This window comes from Legionella santicrucis, from assembly GCF_001468135.1.
Classification (GTDB): Bacteria; Pseudomonadota; Gammaproteobacteria; order Legionellales; family Legionellaceae; genus Legionella; species Legionella santicrucis.
Genome location: NZ_LNYU01000091.1, coordinates 20,837 through 45,639, shown reverse-complemented (window position 1 = coordinate 45,639; position 24,803 = coordinate 20,837). Strand labels below are relative to the sequence as shown.

Genomic DNA, 24,803 nt, shown 5'->3' with positions numbered 1-24,803 from the left:
ACTTTCTTAGGAGTACAAGGGATGACATGTATTCGCAGCATGACTGAATCAGATATAGACGCTGTTTATGCAATTGAAAAAAATGTCCATATTGCTCCTTGGAGCCGAGATATATTGAGGGATTGTGTTCGTGTTGGCTATGATTGTCGTGTGTTTGAAATAAATGTCGCTGATAAGCCAATCATTGTTGGTTATATAATTTGTAGAATTAGTAATAATTGTTCTCATATTTTAAATTTTTGTATTGCAAAGTCCTTTCAGTCCCAAGGATACGGACGCAAGTTTTTACAAAATATACTTAATTCATTTATTCAATTGTCCCATATTGAATATGTCGTTCTTGAGGTAAGACCTAGCAATAAAAGTGCCTTGAGTCTTTATCACAGCATGGGGTTTGAACAAGCCCAAATAAAACCCGCATATTATACGGATAATAATAAAGTTGAAGATGCAATTTTATTGAAGAAAATGCTGCATTTTTAGGTAACACTCCTAAAGTTTTATTAAAGCTGGAATTTAAAAACTATAGGGTCGTTACCTAATACTAATAAAAAAATTATAAAAAAATGATGTCAAGACTATTTTTTTATATTTTCTTTATATAAAATGTCCAGCCCCCTAATTAGTTCACTTTAAGTTTATCCTGTGGATAACTTTTAGATAACCTCTTTTTTCACATATTTATTACTACTAATAAATATCCTATATAGCTTCATTTATGTTGAATTTATGGCATTTTAGAGTGATGCAATTATTTAGTGTTATCCACAAAAACTGTGGATAACACTGTGAATAGAACTATGAGTTATTGATAAATAAGTCCATTTTTAAAGTGACAAAACTTTAACCAACCCTGCGTTTATAGGTAACCACAATTTTATATTTTTATGATAATGTGGTGGATAACGAAGAGAGTTAAGAAAAGTGTAATGATGTTATGCATTATGGGTTTTGTTATGGCAAATTATCATGACAAATAGTTGGTGCCTATGATACCCTGTACTATTTTGAAAGAGCTCTATTTTGATAGCAATTATGATCAAGTACAGAGCAGTTGAATCCCGTTGTACCTGTTAAAGACATCGAGATGTTTTCTGAGATGATGCTTTTTCAAGGGACTAAAAGATTTATTAATGAGAATATTTTGATGAGAAGAGCTAAGTCCAAAACGAATCCAATTGTGCAAACTGCTCGAATTGATAATTTAAGTCATGATGGAAAGGGGATAGCACGTATTCAGGGTAAAGCAACTTTTATTCAAGGAGCATTACCTGGTGAATTAGTTGAATTCCAATATACGAGGATAAAAAAAGACTTTGATGAGGGGTTCTTACTAAAAACTCTTGAACCATCATCTCTTCGTGTTACACCTAAGTGCCCTCATTACGTAATGTGTGGTGGTTGCTCGCTACAGCATCTAAGTCAAGAAGAACAAATCCATTTCAAACAAGATCAATTGTTGGATTTATTATCACGATATGGTCGTACTAGGCCACAAACCGTTTTGTCACCTTTAGTGGCTAATTATTGGAATTATAGAAATAAAGCACGACTCAGTGTGCGTCATGTAGAAAAAAAGCAGGCTACGCTGATTGGATTTAGAGAACGCAATAATCCCCGGTATATTACTGAAATTACTCAGTGCTCTGTTTTAAATGCAAAACTTGATGTAGACATTTTGCCATTAAGACATTTGATAGACTCAATGGAAGATAAATACTGCATTGCGCAAATTGAAGTTGCAGCAGGAGATGATGAGATTGCTCTTATTTTTCGAAATTTAACTCCATTAACCTCTGAAGATGAATTTAAAATTAAAAAATTTGCTGAAGAGTATCATTATAAAATTTATCTTCAGCCTGGCGGTCCAGACAGCGTTTATTGTTTTTATCCTCCGAATTCTAATGAGTATTTAGCTTATCACTTACCTGACTTTCAAATTTCATTTGCTTTTCATCCAACTGATTTTACGCAAATTAATTCAATGTTAAATCGTTCTATGGTCACTCTTGCATTACAACTGATGGACTTAAAAAGTACCGATATAGTGCTAGACTTATTCTGTGGGTTGGGTAATTTTTCACTTCCAATGGCTAAATTTTGTTCCAAAGTGCTCGGTGTAGAAGGCAGTAAAACTATGGTTGAAAGAGCATCCATGAATGCCAAAAAAAATGATCTTTCAAATGTGGATTTTTATGCTGCTAATTTAGATGATGTCAATGAAGTAAAGAAGCTGGTACAGCAGCCATGTAACAAAATATTAATTGATCCTCCTCGATCGGGAGCGCTTGAAATTGTGAAGCAAATTGATCTACTCAATCCAGAACGTATTGTTTATGTATCATGTAATCCTATAACATTGGCACGTGATACAGATATTTTAGTGAATCAAAAAGGTTACGTATTGATAAAGGCGGGAGTAATGGATATGTTTCCTCATACCGCTCATGTTGAATCAATTGCGATGTTTGAGAAAGGGTAAAATTTATGGTTAGAGTAAAGGACACTATTCCATTATGTGCCGATGGCAGCATTGATGTGGGTTTATGGCTTCATCAGTTAAGCGCAAAAGGCTATTTGGATAATCTCGAGCTCATTCGTGCTGCATGTACATTAAGCCAATTGGCAGGGCAAGAACATGCAACAGAAACAGGCCAGTCTTGCTTGCAACAAGGGTTATCTATGGCTGATTTGCTTGCAGATCTTGAAGTGGATCAGGAGACGCTTGCTGCAGCCATTATTTTTGAAAATGTGCATTATGCTGACTTATCAGTTGATGATGTTTCTGAGCAATTAGGTCCTAACATTGCAAAGTTGGTCAAGGGTATAGAGCGTATGAGCGCTATGCACAGTTTTCAGGCTTTGAACAAATATCCACAAAATAAACAGCAAATTGATAATATTCGTAAAATGTTATTAGCGATGGTTGATGATGTTCGTGCTGTGTTGATTAAACTTGCCGAACGCTTATGCGTATTGAGAACGGCCTCGCATTTATCTGAAGAGTTACGTAAACAATTAGCTACGGAGGCAATGGAAATATATGCTCCTCTGGCCAATCGGCTTGGAATAGGGGCTATTAAATGGGAAATGGAAGATCTTGCATTTCGTTATTTACATCCGGATGATTATAAAGCAATTGCAAAAGGTCTGAAAGCAAAGCGGTTGGAACGAGATAGTTTTGTTGATGCTATTGTTGCTCAATTGAATGAGCAAATTAAAGCAAGTGGTATAGAGCATTTTGCAGTTTATGGGCGCTCGAAACATATTCATAGTATTTACAAAAAAATGACACGTAAGAATGTCTCTCTTGATGAAATTTATGATGCTACTGCAGTACGTGTACTTGTTGACACCAAACCTCAATGCTATGAAGTATTAGGTATGGTGCATACGCTTTGGAAGCAAATTTCTGCAGAGTTTGATGATTACATTACTAATCCTAAACCTAACGGCTATCAGTCATTGCATACAGCAGTTCAAGGTCCAGAAGGCAGGGTTTTTGAAGTTCAAATCAGAACGTTTCATATGCATGATTTAGCAGAAATGGGTGTCGCTGCACATTGGAAATATAAAGAAGGTGGCGGTAAGCCAAAAGAAAGTCATGAGCGTAAAATTGAATGGCTGCGTGATGTATTGGCTTGGCACCGGGAAATGGCAAGTAATAGGGGAGTTCCTGAAAGCAGCACTACTGAATTTCTTGAGGATAGGGTCTATGTTTTTACTCCTGATGGAGATGTTCTTGATTTACCTCATGGTGTTACTCCTTTGGACTTTGCTTATCATGTGCACAGTGATTTAGGCCATCGATGTCGTGGTGCACGAATAAATGGCCATATAGTACCCTTAACGTATCAATTGAAAACAGGTGATCGAGTAGAAGTTTTAACTGGAAAACAAATTAAACCTTCACGTGACTGGATTAATCCCCACTTAAATTATTTAAAAACATCTAGAGCTAAAGCCAAAGTGTTACATTGGTTTAAAATGCAAGATTACGACCGTAATGTTCAAGAAGGTCGTGAACTATTAGATAAAGAGTTAAAATCTTTAGGAATAAAATCGGATAAATTAAATGAAGTTGCTCCGATGCTGCATTTCAAAAAATTAGATGATCTGTATGCAAACTTGGGGCGTGGTGATATTAAGATAGGACAAATTATTAGCAAAATCGCGCCTCCTACGCCATCTGAGCTTAATTTGGAACGATTTGTCAAACCCCACTCAAAACCTGAAGTTACGGGAAGTGATTTACGCATTGAAGGTGTAGGCAATTTGTTGACCTTTATGGCACGATGCTGCCAACCTGTTCCAGGAGACGCAGTAGTGGGGTATATTACTATAGGACGTGGGGTATCAGTGCATAGACAGGACTGTCCTAATATTATTCATGCTAGTGAGCGACAAAAACAACGTTTTTTACAAGTAAGCTGGGGAAGTGCTACTCGTGAGAATTACGTAGTGGATATCCTTATTAAAGCGTTTGACCGTTCCGAATTACTTAAAGACATTACTTCTTTACTGGCAAATGAAAAGGCCCATGTTTATGCGTTACAAACTCAAAGCAATAAACAAGAAAATATGGCTTATATTACTTTAACTGTTGATGTAGATGGTCTAAGTAGTTTGTCTCGTTTATTAACAAAACTAGAACAAATACCTAATGTTTTGGAAGCACGAAGGCAAATGTAAGACAGCTGAACCTTCTACACATCTCAGTTTCTCGATATTTCTAAGTTGGGCCATGGCCCAACCTTTTTTTATGACGCAATAATGCTGTGCTAGGACGGCAATACACGATTTTATTTTTTAACACCTACTACTTTAAAGTTAACTGTTACTTCATCTTTGATTTCATCGGTTTTTGACCAATCTCCTTGACCAACACCAAATTGAGTTCTTTTAATGACCGTATTTCCAGTAACAACTCCTTTATTAGGGTCAGATTGATCTCCAGTAAAATTCAAAGTTACTGGTTCAGTTTTATCACGAATAGTAAGCGTACCTACTGCCTTATACGTGTTGTCACCCGTTTTTTCGATTTGGTTTGATTTAAATTCAGCTTTTGGGAAAACTTTGGGATTAAACCAATCTGGAGTAAGTAAAGTACTCTTTAGTTCAGAATAAGAAGCGCTTATTGAGTTAATATCGACAATTATGTCTATGCTGCTGTGTGTTAAGTCATTAGGATCAACTAAAATAGTCCCAGTAAATGTTTTAAATTGACCGGTTACTGGAGCACCATTTTGTGTTGCAGTGAAAGTCAATTGACTTTCATCAGGGACAATTTCCCATTGAGGTACTGCTGCATTTACTGCTATCGGTAAAAATAAAGCAAATCCTGTAGATATAAAAGACTTGGCTATAGTAGTTTTAATGCTCATGATTTGAATTCCTTTTAATCATTATATTATTTTGATATCGTAAATATATTTACACAAATGATTAACTTATAACTCTTTGTTTAAAATATAAATTGTGGTAATGAAAATATAGAACGGTTATTCTAATTAATCAAGCAACTCTATTTTAAAAATCATGCGAATAAACGGTGATCAAATAGGCATTGGTTTAAGAGAGCCTCACTATTATCAAGTTCTTAAGGAAAAGCCTAAAATTGATTGGTTAGAGGTTCATACGGAAAACTTTATGATTCATGGTGGGCCGCTGCTTGATATTCTATTCTCGATTCGTGAGCTTTATCCTCTAAGTTTTCATGGTGTTGGTTTGTCCCTGGGATCAGTACAGGGTATATGTAAGAATCATTTAAAGAGAGTTAAAAAGCTACTCAGTCAATTTGAGCCTATTTTGCTTTCAGATCATTTAGCATGGAATAATACTGGACAGTTCTATCTTCCTGATTTATTACCTATTCCTTATAATGAAGAAAATTTAATAGCTATTGCTAACAATATTGATACAGTTCAAAATTATTTACAAAGAACTTTGCTCATTGAAAATCCTTCTTCTTATTTCGAATATCGAACTTCCAGCTATTCAGAAGCTGAGTTTTTAGCAGAATTAGTCAAACGTACAGATGTGCAAATTCTATTGGATGTAAATAATCTCTACGTTTCTTGTTTTAATCATAATTGGGACCCTTATCAATACATACAAACTCTTCCACAAAAAGCAATAAAAGAAATTCATCTGGCAGGACACTCAGTACATACACAAGATAACATGAATCATTTGCTTTTAGATACACATGATAACTCTGTCTGCCCGGAAGTGTGGGAATTATATCGTTATGCTATAAGGTACATAGGTATTGTTCCATCTTTGCTGGAATGGGATAGGGACATACCTGATTTGGAGGTTTTATTGAATGAGGCAAAAAAAGCGGCCTATTATATCAACGATGAAGCAAATACAGAACGATTTTGCTAAAGCAATATTCAATAGCAATGATATTGGGTTTATGAAAAACATTCGGGAGAGCGCGATAGCTCCAGAGTTTCGATTAAACATATACCGAAATAACATTTTTCAAAATCTATATCGTGCTTTAGAAATAACCTTTCCTGCTGTTTGGAAATTAGTTGGGAAAGAATGTGCGGATAACTTAGCGGCTATTTTTTGTCGAGAGGAGAAAAATCTGCCTATCACTAACTGCCTTGATGATTGGGGAGCAAGCTTCCCTCGGTTTTTACACTGTTTTGAGCCGATTCAGCATCTTATTTATTTGTCTGATATAGCGGAGTTAGAATGGCTGAAGCATATGAGTTATCGTGCCTCAAATTTTAGTCTTATTAATCCTTTAAAATGGCCAAAAAAATTAGCATTTTCAAAAGAAATATACCTGATTTTTAATCCATCTGTTTACTTATTTTCGTCACCTTATTCATTAAAAGAGATTGTTAATTTAATTGAGATGCCGGACGAAAAACAGAATATCAATTTGCAGCCAGTGGCGTGTTATGCGGTTATCTCAAGACAATATCATCGTGTAACTGTACACTGGATCTCTCAAGACATGTTTCGATTTTTTATATCCCTTCAAAATCGTCTTTCATTAATTCACGCTTATGAAACCGTTTATGAAATAAATCCAGATTTTGATGTACATGCAGCACTGCAATTTATTCGAAAAAATCACTTGATGTGGAAAATAGAGTTTGCCTCTAACACCTATTAAAATAGGGTTATAATGCCTACTTACCAAGAACAACTAAATCTATAGAGTTATTCACTCCCGCTACCAGTCTTGATTTAAGTTCAATTATTTCTTCAGTTTTTTTATACCCTTGCTTTAAGGCTTCAAGTAATGAGAACTCCGTAGTTAATCCTTTTGAATGCTCTATTTTGTTATGTTTTTCCAATTTTGCTGCTAAGTTTGCTGTTTCTCCAATCACAGTATATTCAAGCCTGTCTATATTCCCTATAACCCCAAAAACAATTTCACCTACTGCAAGCCCTATACCGACATCAATAACAATTTCCTTATCTTTTTGTCTTTTTTCATTCCAGGAAGGCAGCACAGAGAGGATCTCATCTGCCGCTCTTAGCGCATCCGCCGCATAAGTGTGGGAAGGGGCTACTGCTCCAAAGCTTGCCATAATTCCATCACCCATAAATTTATCAATACTTCCATTATGTTTTTGGATAATGGGTACAAGAATACGTTGATATTCTCCAAGTAACCTAATTAAATCGCTGGGTGAGAGGGTATTTGATGCTTTAGTAAAACCTCGCATATCTGTAAACATTATGGCTGCTTGTCGGACTTCGCCATAACCGGCTTGCAATAAGGAGTCGGAGCAGGTTATTTTTTTGACAACGCCTGTATCAAAAAAACGTGCTAAATCTTTTGCCGCACTGGTTTGTTCTACCGCTTGGAATAATATTTTTTTGGCGCGCTCAAGCACTAAAAATAAGATAATTGTAACTAATAAAATTGATAAAAGCACATCAAAAATAGAACCTAAATAGACACTTCGCGTAGAGGCATAAGTGACATAATCCCATGTAATTACATTCATACCCGTACTTATCAAAGTTTGCCAAATAATAACACTCCAGCCTATAATTGCGGTTAAACCAGAAAGTAGTACCCATTCTGGTTCAAAACGTAGAGCACGTAGAGCAATTAAAATGTAAACATAGTTAATATGGGTATTTTTTAAATTAATTGTTGGTGAGGTTTGATATTGTAAGTAATAGGTCCAGATAATAAATAGCAATAATAGCATTTCTATGATTATTGATGCTCCAAGCGCTAAATGCGTTAATTGATTTGTGTAGGCAAACCATAATCTTGTTATTATCAGAATAGCAAATAGTGATAAACCCAATGAAGCGGAATGTACGGGAGCATTTGGGGTATAACCTACAGGAGTTAAGCAGTTAATAATCATCAACAATACTACTACACCTAGTTGTACTCCTCCTACCAGTAACTCACTTTGATATTGTTGTGCTTGTATCTCATTTTTAACACGGGCCGGTAATTGATCATATTTAAGCACTTTTACCTCCAAGGATTCGCTCACATAATCCTTTAGGCAACATGATAAACTCTTCTGGATCATTATTTTTTATTGCTTGTGATGCGCAAGAATGTTTCGAGGTTGCACAATCATTTTTACCTGCACGTACTATTTCATAGCACCTTTCAAGTTCTACATGCCCATGTTCTGCAGAAAACCAATCAGTATTTGTGTAGATAGAAAGAAGCGAAGCGCTCACAGCTGCTGTAATCACAGCAGTATTTTGTAGCTTACGCTTATTCATGTCTTTTCACTCCATTGATGAACCTATAATTTTAATTCTAAATGGCGTTATTTTGTAAATCAAATTTGATTAACTGGTACTTCAGAAAAGTACCATTCATAATCCTTCAGCCTGCGTTTTTTATAGTAAAAATGTGCCGTATAATCTCGTTTTTCAAAGCACGTGATTTTACCTTAGTCGGATGATTTCTCCCTCTGAGTTGGGTATCTCTTTGTCCTTAGTCTCTTTCAATCGTTCCTTAAATTCTACTTTCAGTTTCAATGCAGCTATCTCTTTTTGTGTTTGTAATATCAGTTCATGTTTTATTACTTTTCTTTGGAAGTCAGGGGTATCTTTGAATGCTTCAAAAATTGCTTGTTTGGGAAAAGTGCCATCGATAAATTTTTGTCGTAATCCATTTATCTCAGAAAGTTGATCTGCTTTTATTTTGTCCAAGTAATAGTCAAATAATTGGTTTTCTATCGTTTGTTTTGCGTGTGAAAGCGCAACTTTATTTTTTATTTTATATTCTATAATTGTTTTAGAAATGAATTTATCAAACGTTTGACTATTATCTGCATTAACCTTTATTGCTGCAACTTCATGATTGGGAATTTGTACTAATAGTGGGCTTGCAACACTACTAGTTGACTCAGTGCTGCTTTCTCTTGATTAATCATCTCTAATCGTATTTTTAGTGCGCTCTGGGTATATACTTACTATTTTATCGAGCATCTCAGGGGGTTATTTGTATTCCTTTGCTGAGCATGGAGAAATTTTCCCTATGAATTAATTCGCTGTTATCACCCAATGCTTTATTTTCGAGTACATTTTTTGAGTGTTCTATTACTGTTGATTGCATCAAGTTTGATATATAGCTTAACATTCTGTCGACTCGATAAGGATCATTTTGTCCTGTAGCTATGATAAGTGGTCGATTTCCATTTTTAATCCGATACAAGGATAAGTCAGTCTCACCAGACGTTGGACTAGAAAAGATAACTTCTTTGATTTTTAACATATGAATAAACCTAAATTTGAAACGTCTTTAGGTACATTGTATGATGGATAACATTAAGTTTTTCTTACGCTTGTTCATCAGATTTTAGAGTTTTATTACGAAATATTTATAGCAAGTTAATATGAGTTTGGAGTAAGAAATGAATTATTACCATCGCTCGTTCGGCTAGAGGGCGTTTATTCTGCCTCGAAGCTTTTTTAGCGTGGCAGATAAGTTTTACTACAGATAACAACAAATAAGTGAATTAAAGAATAAAAAATATTTGAGATAGCATTATACTTTGGATAAGGAAGAAACTTTAAAGGAAGAAATCAATGAAAAAATCAAAGATGGTCAATGAGTTTGATATGCCTGCACCACGTTGGATTAGAACGTATCCTGCAGGGCCTTACCGGTTTATTAATCGCGAATTTTTCATTATTACCTATGAAACCTTCCCTGAATTGCTTGAAGATATTCTGCCTCCTGGTCTAGAGCTGCTTGAACCTTTTGTTAAGTTTGAGTTTATCAGGATGCCGGATTCAACAGGTTTTGGAGATTATACGGAATCGGGTCAAGTGATTCCTGTCCGTTATAAAGGTGAGGAAGGGGGATTCACTATCTCTATGTTTCTTGATTGTCATGCTCCTATTGCGGGTGGCCGAGAAATTTGGGGGTTTCCTAAAAAATTAGCGAAACCTAAATTATTTGTTGAAGAGGATGTGCTTATTGGTTTATTAAATTATGGCAGTTTGCGGATTGCTACAGCTACTATGGGGTATAAACATCATGAAATCGATCAAAAAACCGTATTGGATTCATTGAAAAAACCCACTTTTCTTTTAAAAAATATACCAGGTGTTGATGGTACTCCTGAAGTAAATCAATTGACTCGAACCTATTTAAAAGATGTAACGGTCAAAGGTGCTTGGACTGGTCCTGGTAGTTTGGAATTGCATCCCCATGCATTAGCTCCCATTGCAGAGTTACCCGTTAAAAAAATTGTATCCGTAGTTCATTTTGTTACAGATTTAACATTACCTTATGGTACTGTGGTTGAAGATTATTTGAGTTAGGTTAAGAGGAAGTGGAGAGAGTTTGTTCAGATACATCCTTTCGATGTCCCGTGGTATGTCCGCGGATCCGATGGTGTGGGATTTCCGGATCCCGCACATAGGAATAAGGATAGTTTCCTTAAGTTGGGGAATGCCTGAGCATCGTCTCGAACTGATATATCCCCACGAAATTTAAAATGAGGATCTAGTCATTATTTAGAGCCATTCATCCCGAAAGGGCTCGAGATAATGATTCTATCACCTATCTATAACCAAGGTTAACTTAAGGACAGAGAAAGTTTCATCCTATTAATAGGGAGATTGAAATGCCTAAAAGAAAAAAAATAAATCTTGCCCTTCAAGGTGGTGGTGCTCATGGTGCTTTTACTTGGGGTTTATTAGATAAGTTTCTTGAATCAAAATTGTTTACAATCGAAGGTATTTCAGCAACAAGTGCTGGCAGCATGAATGCAGCTGTTCTTGCATATGGTTTTTTGCAGGGAAAGGAAGAGGGCGCTAGACAATTATTGCATGATTTTTGGCATGCGATGAGTGATTATGGAAAAACGTTTGGCATTACAGCAAAATCTCCTTTTGATTGCTTTATAGAGCCTTTCTTAAAAGCGCCTCTTAATTTTTATTTATTTAATTCAATAGCGAGCCTTTTTTCTCCCTATCAATTTAATCCTTTTAATTTTCATCCCATTCGAAATGTTTTAGAAAAGATAATTGATATAGAGCAAATCAAAAATAAAAGTGCTATTAAGCTTTTTATATGTGCTACTAATGTTCAAACTGGTAAAATACGCATTTTTGACAATAATGAATTATCTATAGATACTCTTTTAGCTTCCGCGTGTTTACCCCAATTATATCAATCAATTGAAATCAATGGAGAATTTTATTGGGATGGTGGTTACCTAGGTAATCCTGCCATTTTTCCCTTAATATATCAAACAAGCTGCAGAGATATTTTGATTTTTCATACAGTCCCAATCGTTCGTAACAACATTCCAAAAACTCCAGCAGAAATTGATTCTCGAGTAAGAGAAGTATCCTTTAACTCTTCTTTGATGCGTGAAATGCGTGCTGTAGCTTTTGTCAGCAGCTTGATCACGAAAGGACAATTGAAAAAAGAATATGAAAAAAACTATAAAAAGATATTTATGCATTGTATTCGTGCTGATGAAGACTTACGAGATTTTCCCTTATCAACGGTTTATACCCCTGATTGGGAGTTTTTAGTGGCTATGCGTGACTTAGGAAGACAGGAAGCAAGTCTTTGGATTGAAAAAAATTATGATCACGTTGGAAAAAAAACAACTATTGATTTTGCAGAATGGTTATAAGATCACTAATGAAGCAGTAAACCGAGTTTTACATAATTTCCAAGGCTGTATTCAAAAAATAAAACCTGCAATAACGGCCCGATGTTCGCTTAATAAAATATTGTAAGTACGACAGGCTGCGCCGATTGACATAAATTCAATTCCAATTCGTTGTTGTGCAAGTTGATTCATAATTGACAAAGACGGCAGTTTTCCGGTATTTTCATGGCCAATGATTATAATTTCCGGTTTGAATTGCGTTAATAAGTTCATGTAGACTTCATCAATTTCTTGGATATTTTCGATGGATAGCTCACTGATGATTTTTGTTTTGGAAACAATGAAACTTTTCTCGTAAATAATGGAATTAATCTGAATTTTGTTATTACTATAAGCTTGCACCGCATGTGGTTCTGATTCTTCTAAATTGATATTCATAGTTTTGGAAGGTTTATTGAGTTATAGTGGTTGTGAGTATACTACAGAGGTAGATATTATGAATCAATTTCCACGAATTAACCGCTTACCCCCCTATGTTTTTAACACATTAACGCAATTAAAAACAGAGGCGCGAGCGCGTGGAGAAGATATCATTGATTTTGGAATGGGGAACCCTGATCAACCAACACCTCCTCATATAGTAAATAAGTTGATCGAAGCGGTGCAACGACCCGATACTCACCGGTACTCCATGTCTAAAGGAATTCCGAGGTTAAGGCGAGCAATGGCTTCTTGGTATGAACGTAATTATAATGTACGTTTAAATAGTGAAACACAGATACTAGCAACCATTGGTTCAAAAGAGGGATTAGCACATTTAGCATTGGCAATTAGTGGTCCTGGTGATACGATTTTAGTACCTGATCCTGCATATCCTATTCATACTTATGGATTTATTATTGCTGGAGCCAACGTAAAACAAATTCCACTAATAAACGAAACACAATTTTTAGCCTCCGTGGAAGATACAATCAATAGAAGTTTGCCTAAGCCTAAGGCTTTAGTGATTAATTTTCCTGCTAATCCAAGTACTCATTGTGTTGATTACGCTTTTTTTGAGCAAATAGTCGATTTAGCAAAAAAACATGAAATTTGGGTGATTCATGATTTAGCTTATGCAGATATTGTATTTGACGGATACAAAGCACCTTCAATATTACAGGTCCCTGGTGCTACAGATATAGCAATTGAAACTTATTCAATGTCTAAATCTTATAATATGCCAGGTTGGCGTATTGGTTTTGCTTGTGGTAATGAAGAACTTGTTGCCGCACTTACTCGAATTAAATCTTATTTGGATTATGGGACGTTTACACCCATTCAAGTTGCAGCAATTGCTGCATTAGAAGGCTCTGATGACTGTGTACGAGAAATTAGAGATCTTTACGAGAAACGTCGTAATATTCTTTGTGATGGTTTAAATGAACTAGGCTGGGTGGTAGAACACCCCAAGGCAACTATGTTTGTTTGGGCTCCTATTCCTTCTCATTATAAGCACATGGGTTCACTTGAATTTAGTAAATACTTATTACAAGAAGCACATGTTGCAGTATCGCCTGGGATAGGATTTGGTCAACAAGGAGATGGTTATGTTCGTTTTGGCCTCATAGAAAACAAAGATCGTATGCGTCAAGCGTTAAGAAATATAAAAGCATTATTTAAAAAAGACGGACTGATTAAGGTCTCCCAAGTATGTATGTAGTGATTGACTCAGAATGTAACGTTATTCCAGATCGTGCGAAATTATTAACTTCAGAGGGAAATGCGCTACTTAATTTTTTACGTTGTCTTGATTATGATCCTTCTGATCCACCTTTTGCTGATCTGTTAAGGCAATACCATCACCTCGAAGGTGAGTGGTTTGTTTTGAGCCCCATTCATTGGATAGCAACCCATAATGACGCTATGATTACTGCTTGCGGTAAAGATCTGCAAATTCAAGAGAGTGATGCTAAATTATGGTTTGAATTATTGTCGCAATATCTTGCTAAGGAAGGTAAAATTCTTCATTATCATAATCCAGAAACATGGTTGTTTTATAATGATAAAAAGTATTTTTTACGCGCTAAACCAGTACAGCATTTATTGAATCAATCATTAATGCCTGAATTAGCACAATTAGATAATACAATGTATTGGCAAAAGTTCTTAACTGAATGCCAAATGCTTTTTGCGTCTAGACCTAATGACTCTTTAATTAATGGATTATGGGTTTGGGGAAATGCATTACTTAAGAATAAAAAAACAATTGCTATTTGTGCTGATGAACAATTTTTACCTTGGGCAAAAATTTGTGGAGCAAACGTGAGTTTGTATCACTCTTCATTGGTACTTAAGGATTATAAAATTTTCTTGCTCACCGAGTTTTCTATGCTCAGTGAACAACACCAAGAAGAATTAAAAAAAATGACAGTTCATTGGTATTGGAATAATGCTGCTTATATTCAATTTTCTAAGGGCTGGCTTGTTCATTTATGGAGAAAACTTATCCATGCTTATTAAACCGCGCGTGCAACCAAAACATTCACTCAGTATACCTAATGTGCCTGAAGTTCTTAAGCGTATTTTTGCTTCTCGGGGCATCACCGAAGTATCTCAATTGGATAAGCAACTACAGGCTTTATTACCCTTTGATACTTTAAAGGGAATTGATGCTGCGTGTTTACGATTGGAAAAAGCGTTACATGAGCAGCAACGTATTATAATTATTGGTGATTTTGATGCCGATGGAGCGACTTCAACCGCACTTGCTATTACTGCTTTACGTGCAATGGGAGCCCAGTTTATTGATTATTTAGTGCCTAATAGGTTTGAGTTTGGCTATGGTTTAACTCCTCAAATTGTCGATGTCGCTAGCAAGTGGAAGCCAGCTCTTATTATTACTGTAGATAATGGCATTGCGAGTTTTGATGGGGTTGAAAGAGCGAATCAACTAGGCATAGATGTTTTAATTACCGATCATCATTTGTCTGCAGAAACCATTCCTAATGCTTGTGCGATTGTGAATCCTAATCAGCCGGGTTGCCAATTTCCTAGCAAATCCATTGCCGGAGTTGGGGTTATTTTTTATGTAATGTTGGCTCTACGTAGACATTTGGTTAATACCAATTGGTTTCATAAAATGAATATTGCCGAGCCGAATATGGCAAGTTTTTTGGATTTAGTTGCTCTAGGAACAGTTGCTGATGTGGTTGGACTAGATCAAAATAATCGCATTATGGTAAACCAAGGGATGGCAAGAATACGCCAAGATCTAGGTCGTGTGGGAATTAAAGCCTTAATTGAAGTATCGGGGCGTGAATATGCACGATTAAGAGAGTCTGATTTAGGGTTCGCTATTGCACCAAGACTCAATGCTGCAGGAAGATTAGATGATATGGCCTTGGGAATAGAATGCTTAATTAGCACGGATGAGCAACAAGCAAGAAACTATTGTCAGCAATTAGATGAACTCAATGAAGAAAGAAAACAAATTGAAGTCGAAATGAAAGAGCAAGCTTTACTTGTTTTGGAAAAACTTGCTCTTGATGCTGATTATAACAGTACTCATTTACCTATTGCTTTATGTCTTTTTGATAAAACCTGGCATCAAGGAGTGATTGGTATTTTGGCCGGGCGGATGAAGGAGCGCTATCACCGTCCAGTTATTGCTTTTGCTGCAGTGAGTGATGATGAATTAAAAGGTTCAGCACGTTCTATTTCAGATTTAAATATTAGAGATGTACTCGCTGCAATAGATAAAGATCATCCTGACCTCATTAAGAAATTTGGTGGGCATGCTATGGCTGCTGGTTTAAGTATTCATCCCAACTCTCTTGGGGCTTTTCGTGAGGCATTTGTTTTAGAAGTGGGTCGACATATTGATTTATCTCAATGCGAAGGCGAAATACTCACTGATGGTCCATTGCAGCCCAATGAATTGACGCTTGAGATTGCTCAGTTAATACAACAGGCTGGACCATGGGGCCAGCAATTTGCTGAACCTATCTTTGATAATATTTTTGAGGTTCTTGAGCAGCGTTTAGTGGGAAAGAATCATTTAAAAATGACCTTAATTGAAACGCAAAGTAAACAACAAGTAGATGCTATTGCTTTTAATATAGATCTAAAGTCCTGGCCAAATCACCGAGTTAAGTATATTCATGCTGCATATAAATTGGATATTAATTTTTTTCAAGGACGCACACGTTTGCAATTGTTAATTCAGGTAATGAATAGTGTTAATCATCTTACAGGTGTTATCTGATATAATAATCTCGAAGATTCTTAAAATCATACGCTAAAGCGTTATACTGCAAGCTGAGGTTCCTAGCAATGAGACCTCCCGCTTTTGTGCGGAAGGTGACGTTGGAAGAGCTGGACACAATTTTTTAGCAAATAAGTTTGTTTTTTTCTAATAAATAGACGAAATCTTCAGCTTCCTTAAGCATTTGATGCATCTGTTGAAACACTTGAGCACCATGTGCGGTAAAAGTAAAAAAAGATGGTCTTTGGCTGGGGTTAGAGGGGTGGTGAATTGCAGAAAAACCATATTGTTTAGCACCATAAATATTTATTTGCGCATCATCAATTAATATTATTTGCGATCGATTGCTAAGGGCGAATTTATTTTGTAAGTGAGGAAAAAGGTACTCAAGGTAATCACTTTTATCAAGATACTTAATTTCTTGTATTTGATTTTGTCTATTATAAAATCCATCAAGATCAGGAACCAATTGGCTTGTTAATTTTTCTCCAAAAAAATGTTTAAAAACATTGTTAATAAATTTTTCGCCATCATAAGAGGCATTGGTCAAAAAAATAATAGAGATCAATGGAATATCATCATGTGATTGCTTTTTATAGCGCTCATTGATCGCAATAATTTTTTCAAAAAATGTTTTCCATTCTTGTCTTCTAAATGCAGTGGCTTTTTTCCATAACAGCCCAGGAGTTAATTCTGGTTCATTGATTATACCTGAAGAGCTTTTGCTTAAGCTTCGTTCGGCACTTTTTGACAAATTGTGTGGTTTATCTTCATCTAATTGAATGCTTGCGAGATTTTCATCAATATCTAACACAAATAGACGACGCTGTAATAATTTTGCGTTTTTCATATGCATCCTTGTTAATATGTTCACAAAATCCAAGTGGCGGCAAATCTAACTTCAGCTTGTATAAAATGATTGTTGATAAAAAATTGAAACACACTAGTGCAAGAGACATTCTGCTGTTCTGAATTTTATAAGGAAGTAAAATGTTAGCACCAGTATTATATATATACTTGGATATTAATGATTAATGCAACCCGTAAATTTCTAAGAATTTGCCGTGTTGTACTATTTGATCAGGGTAGTTTGTAGTGAGCAGGATGTCTCTTTGCTTGTAGTGGATGAATTAGTTTTTAAGCCAAAAAAGCTCATAATGCTGTAAGCTGTATCATATATATCTAGCTGTTTCTGCTGTGAGATTTTTTCTCCTTGTGTATTCAAAAGAGAAACCAGGGAGGGATATTGGAGTTTTTTTGCATAATCCAAAGCCGAAAGGCCTTCTTTAGTTTGTTTCTGTAAATTAACCTGATCCTGTTGTAGCAAGAAAGAAACAGCTTCTATATCATTACGTTTTACAGCTTGGATGAGTAATGTTTCCTCCATATTATTTTGTGCATTAATATCTGCACCTAGGGCAATAAAATAGCGAAAATAATATGTAATATCACGATTCTCTTTTTGAGAGGAGAAGACATTCATAAGAGAAAACAAAACTGTTTCTCCTTGAGCATCTAGAAGGGAGAGTGAGGCACCATGCTTCATTAATAATTCAATACCCTCATTATTTCCTGTTAAAAATAGCTGCGCTAATCCTGTTTTTCCCGAAGAAATAATGATGTCAGGGCTAAGTCCTTTCTCTAATAATTTCTGAATGCTTTGATTATCATTCTTTAGACAAGCTTGTTCCAGAGTTTTCAGTTCGTTTTCTGTAGGTATTTTCTTCAAGGCATCTAGAGTTTTGCTAGACCCATTTTCTGCGACAGAGAAGATATCATGTTGTTCTATGAATTGAGGTGCTTTATTGAGTAATAACCTTGCTATGCCTAAGTGCTCTGTTTCCAAAGCAAGCCTGAATGCACTAATTCCGTGAGAATCAGTTTGAGTAAAATCAGCGCCAAGGGACAATAAATAACGGATGCTATCTATTTTGTTGTGTCGTATAGCGAAGAGTAGTGGGGTTTCTCCCCAAGCATTTTTGCTTTCCAATTCACTTCGTTTGAATATAGTTCTTAAAGTATGAGCGAAATCCGCTAAAATCGCTTGATGCAGTGCTGACAAAGCTTCATGGCTAGGCATTTCTTTTTTCATTCTGATTGGTTTCTGAAAACGTGCAGAATAGGTTGCCCTATTAGTATCTGCTATCTCAAGATAATCACACGCTTGTTTGATACAGGCGATGCGGATATCCTCTATAGAAGAGAAATAAAAAGGATTATTCTTTGCTAGGCTTAGCCCAAAATAGGCATTGTTTAAATCATTTGCTGATTCAGTTTCTAATAGTTTTGCAAATTCTAGGTTTTTTAGTGTCATTATATAGGCAATCGAAACGAGTTCAGTGTTTGTATGGGTAAGAGTTAGTGCCCATGTGAAGTACAATTTGGCTACCAGAAGATAAGCAGGGGTGCCATGCCAAGCTGCCTCCTGTTCAAAAAAAGAAATTGCTGAACTCATCAATGAAATGCTTTCTTCATTATTAGGATCAACGTTAATGATTAGTTCCTGAGAAAATGCTTCCAAAGCGTGAAAAGAATGGAAGGATAAAGCTTGATGCATAAACTTTGTTGCTTTGTCAGGATATCTTAGCGACTGTAGGTAATTAAAATAGCCTAGGGTTATTTCCATAGGAGTAAGGCTTTCTGTGGTCTTGAATTTAAAATCCGGTAGGCCTTTGACCTTAATACCGGCCATCTTTTCCTGCCAAAAAAATAGGAACTCTTGGTGTCCTAAAAGCGTTCTAATTGTTTCATTTTGCAAGCAAAAGTCGCTAAGTACGGTAAGGGATAAACTACGGAGGGTCAAATCTAAAGTAGCACGCTTTTTTGGGGTAGGATACTCGCTGAAATTTTTTAATTGAATCTCAAGTTGTAACGAATTCATTGATTAATTTCCTTATTGTGAAATTTATTTCAGAATGAGCAAATGTATTTGATAAGAAAGCAACTCATCCAGAACTTGTTGCTCTCTCAGATTTTTTAATCTAAGGTTTAACTACTAGGGCCGTAGGTTCTATTTCGGGTTCTGCTTCGCGAATGCTGGGACGTGTAATGCTCCTGAATCTTTCTTTAAAGGATATTGCTTCTTCATTTTTCCTGCTTTCTCGTATTTGAGGAACGTCAACATTATCCCAATCCTCTTTTGGTGAATTTACTTCCCTAGGTTCTCGTATTTGAGGAACATCAATCTTGTTTTTGGGCGAGTCTACTAGTAAGTTTGAATAAATACTATTTTCTCTCATCGTTGTTACTGTTGAAATTTTTCCTAACTCATGTTGCATTTTTAAGTCATGAGATACACTGGCTGATTCCCGATACATAGTATCGGCCTCGATTTTAGCCTGCTTGTGATTTATAGCACTTTCGCCATGATCAATGCATTTATCCAAATACCGTTCAAGAAGGTCTTTACTTTTACAATTGCAGCGGACATAGCATCTCAAGACATCGTTGATCTCATTCAGATGATCTAATTTCACTGAGGCCTCAAAGGCACTGTGCAGTTTATTTTTGAGTTCTGGATTTTTATCGAGAATTATTTTTCGTAATTTCTGTTGCATATCCAATTGCAGATTCAGTTCTACTTGTTTTACCATTCCTTTGTTAGCAATTTCTGAAAATGATTTAAGATTACATAACATAGAGTCCATAATCTTATCAACTTCTTTGGGGCCAATATCATTTTGACTTATTTGAGTTTGATAATCCGTAATTTGAGCGATTAGCATATTTTGCTTTTCATCTTTATAACCGGATAAGTTTCGTTTTAAGTTGCTACAATCGAGATAGTCTGTTTCCATCTTAAATGGACTTCGCTCTGGAAATATACAATTTTCATTAATTTTATTTAGTTCTGAAATTGGAATTATTAAAGTATCTTTTTGCTTATCATTATAAACCCCGGCGCGAGATAAAATATCGTCCATTTGAATTGGCTCTAATGAAGTAAAACTGATATGTGCTTTATCATCTACGATATTAATAGAATTAATTTTATTAGTATTTCTGTAAGTCCATGGATGTCTATAGGGTCTGCCATCATCGGTGAACAACACAGGTTTATTGACTAATTTTTCAAGACTTAAACAAGCTTTTAAAATGTGAGCATGATTTAAGAACAGCTCTGAGTTCATTGCTTTACCATTCAAAGTTGGGAAGTTAGCAAATAAGGTTTCCATACGTTGATTTATAGTTTTCTTTACAGCCATGACATCATTTCTTAAAATTTCTACTTCTTTTAGCTGATTTTTTAAGCGACTTAATTCAGGTCCGTCCTTGGAAAAGAGTGAATTACTCTTTGGATTAATTTCAGTAATGGAATTTGTTATTTGAGATATTTTTTGCGTATGGCTTTCAAGGATATTATCCAGCATAGAGTCGATATTTTTTTTGCATTGTAATAAATGAGAAATGCTATCAAATTTGGTGTCAAAAGAAGAATCTTCAATAATACTACGGTTTCTGCCTTGATTATGGCGGGAATGTCGGCCAAAGCCGATGGGGACTAGGTTTAAGCGAGTGTCAAAAGACATCTTTTCTTTTGACATCACAACCTGGTCAAACATATAAAGCTGGTTTTTGTCATTTATCGCTTTGTTCTGATTGTTCATACCAATAAAATCAGTATCATTACAGAGGTATGAAAAGGCCATGGCATAACCGAAATCTTCAATCGTTTGTTCTGGATTTAATCGATTCCCAACTGGAACTATGGTTGAGTAGTGGAAGTACTCATCGCCAATCTTGGTGAGCCCTTTTAAGGAGCTGGGGAGAATCACACGCTGTGCTTCACCTTCAGCAAATTCATTCAAAAGCTGTATTTTGTCAAAAGGGATAAACAAGGCAGCTTTCCCAGTATGTTCAACCATTGTCGATTGCGTTGTGGTAAATCCTAGAATTCGTGATATGTTCAAGGCGATGGCTTCTCGTTGTACTTCTGTTGTTTTACCATGCTTAGGTAATTTAAGAATACCTTGTGTGTTTAATTTATATTCATTTCTATTTGCTAAGTAGGAGGATGCGTTGATTTCTTGATTGTTATTTAGTCTTAACAATTGAGTTATCGTATCGTCCATCTTTATTAGTGAGTGTTTTTCAGTAACACCACCGGCAGTGTCACGTAAAATACAGTATCTGGACGGGGTGCCATCTTCATTGGGAATCATGATTGTAGAGAGTCCCATCACTTTATTGAGATCTTTTAATAAATTCAAATTTGCTTCTAAGGTATCTTTCTTAGAGGGATCTTTCTCTATTTCGATTGATCTTTCTAATTCATGGATTTTCGCTTCCAAATCTACTAATTTTGACTCACCCATTCTCTCTTTGAGGATTTTTTTTAATATGTCTTCAGCTCCAGACCTTAATTGCTCAAAGTTAATGAGTATTCCTCTATATGGAATATTGATATTATTTGGTTCCAGTTTTGTGGTTCTTGAAGTGTAATTACCATCAGGTAATTTAGGGGATAAGTTGTTCTCAAAGTTTTCTAAGTTAGCTGTGAGTGTTTCCTCGTTTTCAGGATGCATGATGTGTCTCAATTTATATTTCATGGATTAATTAAATTAAACCATTGTTGGTTATTTCAATCCAATTTGAAATTTTTATATGCAATATGAAAATTACTAATACTAGTATTGTTTCAACCAATTAATAAACTCTGTGGGACATTTTAGGGCTTATTAAATTTTTATAAATCTAAAATACAAATTGAGGAAACTTAGGTAACCTATCGAACTTCTAAGATAAGACGATGCCCCATTCTAATTTTGTACCAAATTGAAAGATCAGTTATAATCACAGTTTTAATTCAATATAAAAGTGTCTCAGATTTTATTTTCTCCTTTATCTATAGCTCCGATGATTGATTGGACTTACGGGCATTTTCGTGTATTTATGCGTATATTGGCGCCTAATGCGCTTTTGTATACTGAAATGCAAACCACAGGGGCAGTATGCAATAATCCTACCCGATCATTACCATTTAACAGAAGGGAACATCCTCTCGCATTGCAACTAGGTGGTTCTGAACCAAATCTTCTGGCTCAATGCGCCAAACGAGCAGAGCAAGAAGGGTATGATGAAATCAACATTAATTTAGGTTGTCCTAGCGATAAAGTCCAAGCAGGAAATTTTGGTGCATGTTTAATGAAAGAACCAGAAAAGGTAATGGCTTGTATTCGTGCTTTACGAGAAGCAGTAAGTATACCGATTACAGCAAAGACCCGAATAGGAATAGACCATCAAGACAGCTATGAGTTCTTTAGTAATTTTGTACATCAATTAGTTGAAGCGGGTGCGCAAAAAATAATTGTGCATGCGCGTAAAGCTTGGTTGCAAGGCCTAAATCCAAAACAAAACCGGACCATTCCGCCTGTTCATTATGATTATGTTTATCGCTTAAAAAAAGAAATTCCCGATATCCCTATTGTTATTAATGGTAATATATTGAATTTAAATGAAATTAATGATCATCTACATTATGTGGATGGGGTGATGCTTGGACGTTTGGCTTGCGATAATCCTTTTCAAATTGCAACAGTGCATCATGGGCTCTACCCTAAAATACCTAAAAGATCTCGTAGTCAAGCATTTAATGATTATTTAGAGTATTTGCTGGATGAGTTTTATCAAGGGGTTTCTCTTAGTGTACTGATTAAGCCCATATTTAATTTGAGTTTTGGCTTACCTGGGGCGAGTCAGTGGAAAAAGAAACTAATGGAAATTTTGCAAACTAAGAATCTTCACTTATTTGAACAATTAAGTCAGTACTTGTTAGAAATTGAAAATAAACATTCAATATTCACTTAAATTAAAGGTATTCATAGTATTTTTTTCCAATTTTTAGTACATTAACAAATTTGTTATTTGAAATCTCCAGAGGATTATTTAGGCCATGCTGAATGCGTTGATTAAGAAAATGTTTGGAAGCCGAAATGAGCGTACATTACGGCGTATGGAAAAGGCAGTAATGGCAATTAATGCGTTTGAAGCGCAAATGCAAACCTTAACCGATACTGAGTTAGCTGCAAAAACCCAGCATTTTAAAGCACGTTTTGCCGAGGGAGAAACCCTTGATGAATTGTTGGCTGAAGCTTTTGCTACCGTAAGAGAAGTCTCGGTACGGACTTTAGGATTGCGTCATTTTGATGTGCAGTTAATTGGTGGCATGGTGTTGCATGAAGGTAATGTTGCTGAAATGCGAACAGGGGAAGGTAAGACATTAGTAGCTACACTTCCTGCATATTTAAATGCGATTACTGCAAAGGGTGTTCATATTGTTACGGTTAATGATTATCTTGCCAAACGCGATAGCCAATGGATGAAGCCTATATTTGAGTTTTTAGGTTTATCTGTAGGAGTTATTTATCCCGACATGCCTCATGATGTAAAACAAGAAGCTTATCGATGTGATATTGTTTATGGAACCAATAATGAATATGGTTTTGATTATTTGCGTGACAACATGGCATTTAGTCTTGAAGATAAAGTACAAAGAGAGCTTAATTTTGCGATCATAGACGAGGTCGATTCAATTCTTATTGATGAGGCACGCACCCCGTTGATAATTTCTGGCGCTGCTGAAGACAGTTCGGAACTGTATATAAAAATTAATACATTAATTCCTCATTTAAAAAAACAGGAAGAGGGCGGAGAGGGCGACTATACGGTTGATGAAAAGCAGAAACAAGCTCATCTTACCGATGCAGGTCATCAACGCATAGAAGAGTTACTTGTTCAAGCAAAATTGCTGGATCATGGCGAGAGCTTATATCATGCGAGCAATATTATGCTAATGCATCATGTTAATGCGGCATTAAAAGCTTATGCTATGTTTCATCGTGACATAGACTATATTGTTAAGGACAACCAGGTTATCATCGTGGATGAACACACTGGTCGAACAATGCCCGGTCGAAGATGGTCTGAAGGACTACATCAGGCTGTTGAAGCAAAAGAAAATGTTTCGATCCAAAATGAGAACCAAACACTTGCTTCTATCACATTCCAGAATTTTTTCCGAATGTACAGTAAATTATCAGGAATGACTGGAACAGCGGATACGGAAGCTTTTGAACTGCAGCAGATTTATAATCTTGATGTAGTCGTTATCCCAACAAATAAGCCAATGGTACGAAAAGATGAACCTGACTTGGTTTATTTAACCCAAAAAGATAAATTTCAAGCAGTTATTACCGATATTAGTGATTGTATTACCCGTAAGCAACCTGTTCTAGTGGGTACAGTGTCTATTGAAGCTTCTGAGTTTTTGAGCCAGGTTTTAAAAAAGCAAAATATAAAACATCAAGTCTTAAATGCTAAGTTTCATGAAAAAGAAGCGCAAATTATTGCTGAAGCAGGTCGTCCAGGTACTGTTACTATTGCAACAAATATGGCTGGTCGGGGAACTGATATTGTTTTAGGTGGAAGTCTAGTCGCAGATTTAGCTCAATTACCAGAATCTG

The 24,803-nt window shown here is 35.8% G+C and carries 21 protein-coding genes; 12 read left to right on the top strand and 9 right to left on the bottom strand.

What is annotated here, in order from left to right; translation table 11 throughout:
* The first annotated feature begins 21 nt into the window (after nt 1–21).
* The 3 genes from rimI to relA all read left to right on the top strand — a co-directional run bounded on the left by rimI (nt 22) and on the right by relA (nt 4,692).
* Nucleotides 22–483, top strand: a complete 462-nt coding sequence (gene rimI / locus Lsan_RS17870; RefSeq protein WP_058515478.1) for a ribosomal protein S18-alanine N-acetyltransferase — start codon at nt 22–24, stop codon at nt 481–483.
* Nucleotides 484–1,147: 664 nt separating this feature from the next.
* Nucleotides 1,148–2,482: a 23S rRNA (uracil(1939)-C(5))-methyltransferase RlmD gene (gene rlmD, locus Lsan_RS17865; protein WP_058516074.1), complete on the top strand. Its 1,335-nt coding sequence runs from the start codon at nt 1,148–1,150 to the stop codon at nt 2,480–2,482.
* Between the two features lie 5 nt (nt 2,483–2,487).
* On the top strand, nt 2,488–4,692 hold the full coding sequence (relA, locus tag Lsan_RS17860; protein WP_058515477.1) for a GTP diphosphokinase: 2,205 nt from the start codon (nt 2,488–2,490) through the stop codon (nt 4,690–4,692).
* 110 nt (nt 4,693–4,802) lie between these two features.
* On the opposite strand, the gene Lsan_RS17855 is transcribed toward relA, so the two are convergent.
* A complete protein-coding gene (locus Lsan_RS17855; protein ID WP_058515476.1) occupies nt 4,803–5,384 on the bottom strand; it encodes a YceI family protein in 582 nt (193 codons plus the stop codon).
* A gap of 154 nt (nt 5,385–5,538) precedes the next feature.
* Between Lsan_RS17855 and bufB the strand changes: the two genes are divergently transcribed.
* Together bufB and Lsan_RS17845 are read left to right on the top strand one after the other, a co-directional pair.
* Entirely contained in the window at nt 5,539–6,390 is an 852-nt protein-coding gene (gene bufB, locus Lsan_RS17850) for an MNIO family bufferin maturase (RefSeq protein ID WP_058515475.1), read from the top strand.
* Nucleotides 6,329–7,138, top strand: a complete 810-nt coding sequence (locus tag Lsan_RS17845) for an HvfC/BufC N-terminal domain-containing protein (RefSeq protein ID WP_065236325.1) — start codon at nt 6,329–6,331, stop codon at nt 7,136–7,138. The genes bufB and Lsan_RS17845 overlap by 62 nt, the downstream gene beginning before the upstream one ends.
* 16 nt (nt 7,139–7,154) lie before the next feature.
* Here the strand turns inward: Lsan_RS17845 and Lsan_RS17840 are convergent, their stop codons facing one another.
* The 4 genes from Lsan_RS17840 to Lsan_RS17825 all read right to left on the bottom strand — a co-directional run bounded on the left by Lsan_RS17840 (nt 7,155) and on the right by Lsan_RS17825 (nt 9,733).
* Nucleotides 7,155–8,468 carry an adenylate/guanylate cyclase domain-containing protein gene (locus Lsan_RS17840; RefSeq protein ID WP_058515474.1) on the bottom strand — a complete coding sequence of 438 codons (1,314 nt, stop codon included), beginning with the start codon at nt 8,466–8,468 and terminating at the stop codon, nt 7,155–7,157.
* A complete protein-coding gene (locus tag Lsan_RS17835; protein ID WP_027269947.1) occupies nt 8,461–8,733 on the bottom strand; it encodes a BufA1 family periplasmic bufferin-type metallophore in 273 nt (90 codons plus the stop codon). Before Lsan_RS17835 ends, Lsan_RS17840 begins: the two co-directional genes overlap by 8 nt.
* A gap of 168 nt (nt 8,734–8,901) precedes the next feature.
* Nucleotides 8,902–9,168 carry a hypothetical protein gene (locus Lsan_RS17830; protein WP_058515473.1) on the bottom strand — a complete coding sequence of 89 codons (267 nt, stop codon included), beginning with the start codon at nt 9,166–9,168 and terminating at the stop codon, nt 8,902–8,904.
* Between the two features lie 280 nt (nt 9,169–9,448).
* Complete coding sequence (locus Lsan_RS17825) at nt 9,449–9,733, bottom strand: hypothetical protein (protein WP_058515472.1); 285 nt, start codon at nt 9,731–9,733, stop codon at nt 9,449–9,451.
* Between the two features lie 314 nt (nt 9,734–10,047).
* Here Lsan_RS17825 and Lsan_RS17820 point away from each other — a divergent pair, with 314 nt between their 5' ends.
* Together Lsan_RS17820 and Lsan_RS17815 are read left to right on the top strand one after the other, a co-directional pair.
* Nucleotides 10,048–10,788 carry an acetoacetate decarboxylase gene (locus tag Lsan_RS17820; protein WP_058515471.1) on the top strand — a complete coding sequence of 247 codons (741 nt, stop codon included), beginning with the start codon at nt 10,048–10,050 and terminating at the stop codon, nt 10,786–10,788.
* 305 nt (nt 10,789–11,093) lie between these two features.
* A complete protein-coding gene (locus tag Lsan_RS17815) occupies nt 11,094–12,116 on the top strand; it encodes a patatin-like phospholipase family protein (protein WP_058515470.1) in 1,023 nt (340 codons plus the stop codon).
* Between the two features lie 51 nt (nt 12,117–12,167).
* Here Lsan_RS17815 and Lsan_RS17810 read toward each other — a convergent pair whose 3' ends face one another.
* On the bottom strand, nt 12,168–12,533 hold the full coding sequence (locus tag Lsan_RS17810) for an Mth938-like domain-containing protein (protein WP_058515469.1): 366 nt from the start codon (nt 12,531–12,533) through the stop codon (nt 12,168–12,170).
* A 58-nt stretch (nt 12,534–12,591) separates the two neighbouring features.
* On the opposite strand from Lsan_RS17810, the gene alaC reads away from it, so the two are divergent.
* From alaC to recJ, 3 genes are read left to right on the top strand one after another with little or no spacing between them, the layout of a single operon-like run.
* On the top strand, nt 12,592–13,797 hold the full coding sequence (gene alaC, locus Lsan_RS17805; protein WP_058515468.1) for an alanine transaminase: 1,206 nt from the start codon (nt 12,592–12,594) through the stop codon (nt 13,795–13,797).
* Nucleotides 13,788–14,597: a hypothetical protein gene (locus Lsan_RS17800; protein ID WP_058515467.1), complete on the top strand. Its 810-nt coding sequence runs from the start codon at nt 13,788–13,790 to the stop codon at nt 14,595–14,597. The genes alaC and Lsan_RS17800 overlap by 10 nt, the downstream gene beginning before the upstream one ends.
* A complete protein-coding gene (gene recJ, locus Lsan_RS17795; RefSeq protein ID WP_058515466.1) occupies nt 14,587–16,341 on the top strand; it encodes a single-stranded-DNA-specific exonuclease RecJ in 1,755 nt (584 codons plus the stop codon). Before Lsan_RS17800 ends, recJ begins: the two co-directional genes overlap by 11 nt.
* 124 nt (nt 16,342–16,465) lie before the next feature.
* Here the strand turns inward: recJ and Lsan_RS17790 are convergent, their stop codons facing one another.
* From Lsan_RS17790 to Lsan_RS17780, 3 genes are all read right to left on the bottom strand, one after another.
* The gene (locus Lsan_RS17790; RefSeq protein WP_058515465.1) at nt 16,466–17,191 is read right to left on the bottom strand and encodes a hypothetical protein; all 726 of its coding nucleotides are present in this window, start codon (nt 17,189–17,191) and stop codon (nt 16,466–16,468) included.
* A gap of 222 nt (nt 17,192–17,413) precedes the next feature.
* Entirely contained in the window at nt 17,414–19,222 is a 1,809-nt protein-coding gene (locus Lsan_RS17785; RefSeq protein ID WP_058515464.1) for a DUF5630 domain-containing protein, read from the bottom strand.
* 100 nt (nt 19,223–19,322) lie between these two features.
* On the bottom strand, nt 19,323–21,866 hold the full coding sequence (locus tag Lsan_RS17780) for a hypothetical protein (RefSeq protein ID WP_058515463.1): 2,544 nt from the start codon (nt 21,864–21,866) through the stop codon (nt 19,323–19,325).
* Between the two features lie 292 nt (nt 21,867–22,158).
* On the opposite strand from Lsan_RS17780, the gene dusA reads away from it, so the two are divergent.
* Both dusA and secA read left to right on the top strand, forming a co-directional pair.
* Nucleotides 22,159–23,148: a tRNA dihydrouridine(20/20a) synthase DusA gene (gene dusA / locus Lsan_RS17775; RefSeq protein WP_083505179.1), complete on the top strand. Its 990-nt coding sequence runs from the start codon at nt 22,159–22,161 to the stop codon at nt 23,146–23,148.
* An 85-nt stretch (nt 23,149–23,233) separates the two neighbouring features.
* A partial coding sequence (secA, locus tag Lsan_RS23225; protein ID WP_237762202.1) for a preprotein translocase subunit SecA occupies nt 23,234–24,803 on the top strand: 1,570 nt, incomplete at its 3' end.

Coding starts and splice junctions, on each gene's coding strand:
- relA (WP_058515477.1), top strand. CDS start 2,488: ATGGTTAGAGTAAAGGACACTATTCCATTATGTGCCGATGGCAGCATT.
- Lsan_RS17780 (WP_058515463.1), bottom strand. CDS start 21,866: ATGCATCCTGAAAACGAGGAAACACTCACAGCTAACTTAGAAAACTTT.
- Lsan_RS17785 (WP_058515464.1), bottom strand. CDS start 19,222: ATGAATTCGTTACAACTTGAGATTCAATTAAAAAATTTCAGCGAGTAT.
- alaC (WP_058515468.1), top strand. CDS start 12,592: ATGAATCAATTTCCACGAATTAACCGCTTACCCCCCTATGTTTTTAAC.
- Lsan_RS17825 (WP_058515472.1), bottom strand. CDS start 9,733: ATGTTAAAAATCAAAGAAGTTATCTTTTCTAGTCCAACGTCTGGTGAG.
- Lsan_RS17835 (WP_027269947.1), bottom strand. CDS start 8,733: ATGAATAAGCGTAAGCTACAAAATACTGCTGTGATTACAGCAGCTGTG.
- Lsan_RS17800 (WP_058515467.1), top strand. CDS start 13,788: ATGTATGTAGTGATTGACTCAGAATGTAACGTTATTCCAGATCGTGCG.
- Lsan_RS17855 (WP_058515476.1), bottom strand. CDS start 5,384: ATGAGCATTAAAACTACTATAGCCAAGTCTTTTATATCTACAGGATTT.
- Lsan_RS17845 (WP_065236325.1), top strand. CDS start 6,329: ATGAGGCAAAAAAAGCGGCCTATTATATCAACGATGAAGCAAATACAG.
- Lsan_RS17815 (WP_058515470.1), top strand. CDS start 11,094: ATGCCTAAAAGAAAAAAAATAAATCTTGCCCTTCAAGGTGGTGGTGCT.
- recJ (WP_058515466.1), top strand. CDS start 14,587: ATGCTTATTAAACCGCGCGTGCAACCAAAACATTCACTCAGTATACCT.
- rlmD (WP_058516074.1), top strand. CDS start 1,148: ATGAGAAGAGCTAAGTCCAAAACGAATCCAATTGTGCAAACTGCTCGA.
- bufB (WP_058515475.1), top strand. CDS start 5,539: ATGCGAATAAACGGTGATCAAATAGGCATTGGTTTAAGAGAGCCTCAC.
- Lsan_RS17810 (WP_058515469.1), bottom strand. CDS start 12,533: ATGAATATCAATTTAGAAGAATCAGAACCACATGCGGTGCAAGCTTAT.
- Lsan_RS17790 (WP_058515465.1), bottom strand. CDS start 17,191: ATGAAAAACGCAAAATTATTACAGCGTCGTCTATTTGTGTTAGATATT.
- rimI (WP_058515478.1), top strand. CDS start 22: ATGACATGTATTCGCAGCATGACTGAATCAGATATAGACGCTGTTTAT.
- Lsan_RS17820 (WP_058515471.1), top strand. CDS start 10,048: ATGAAAAAATCAAAGATGGTCAATGAGTTTGATATGCCTGCACCACGT.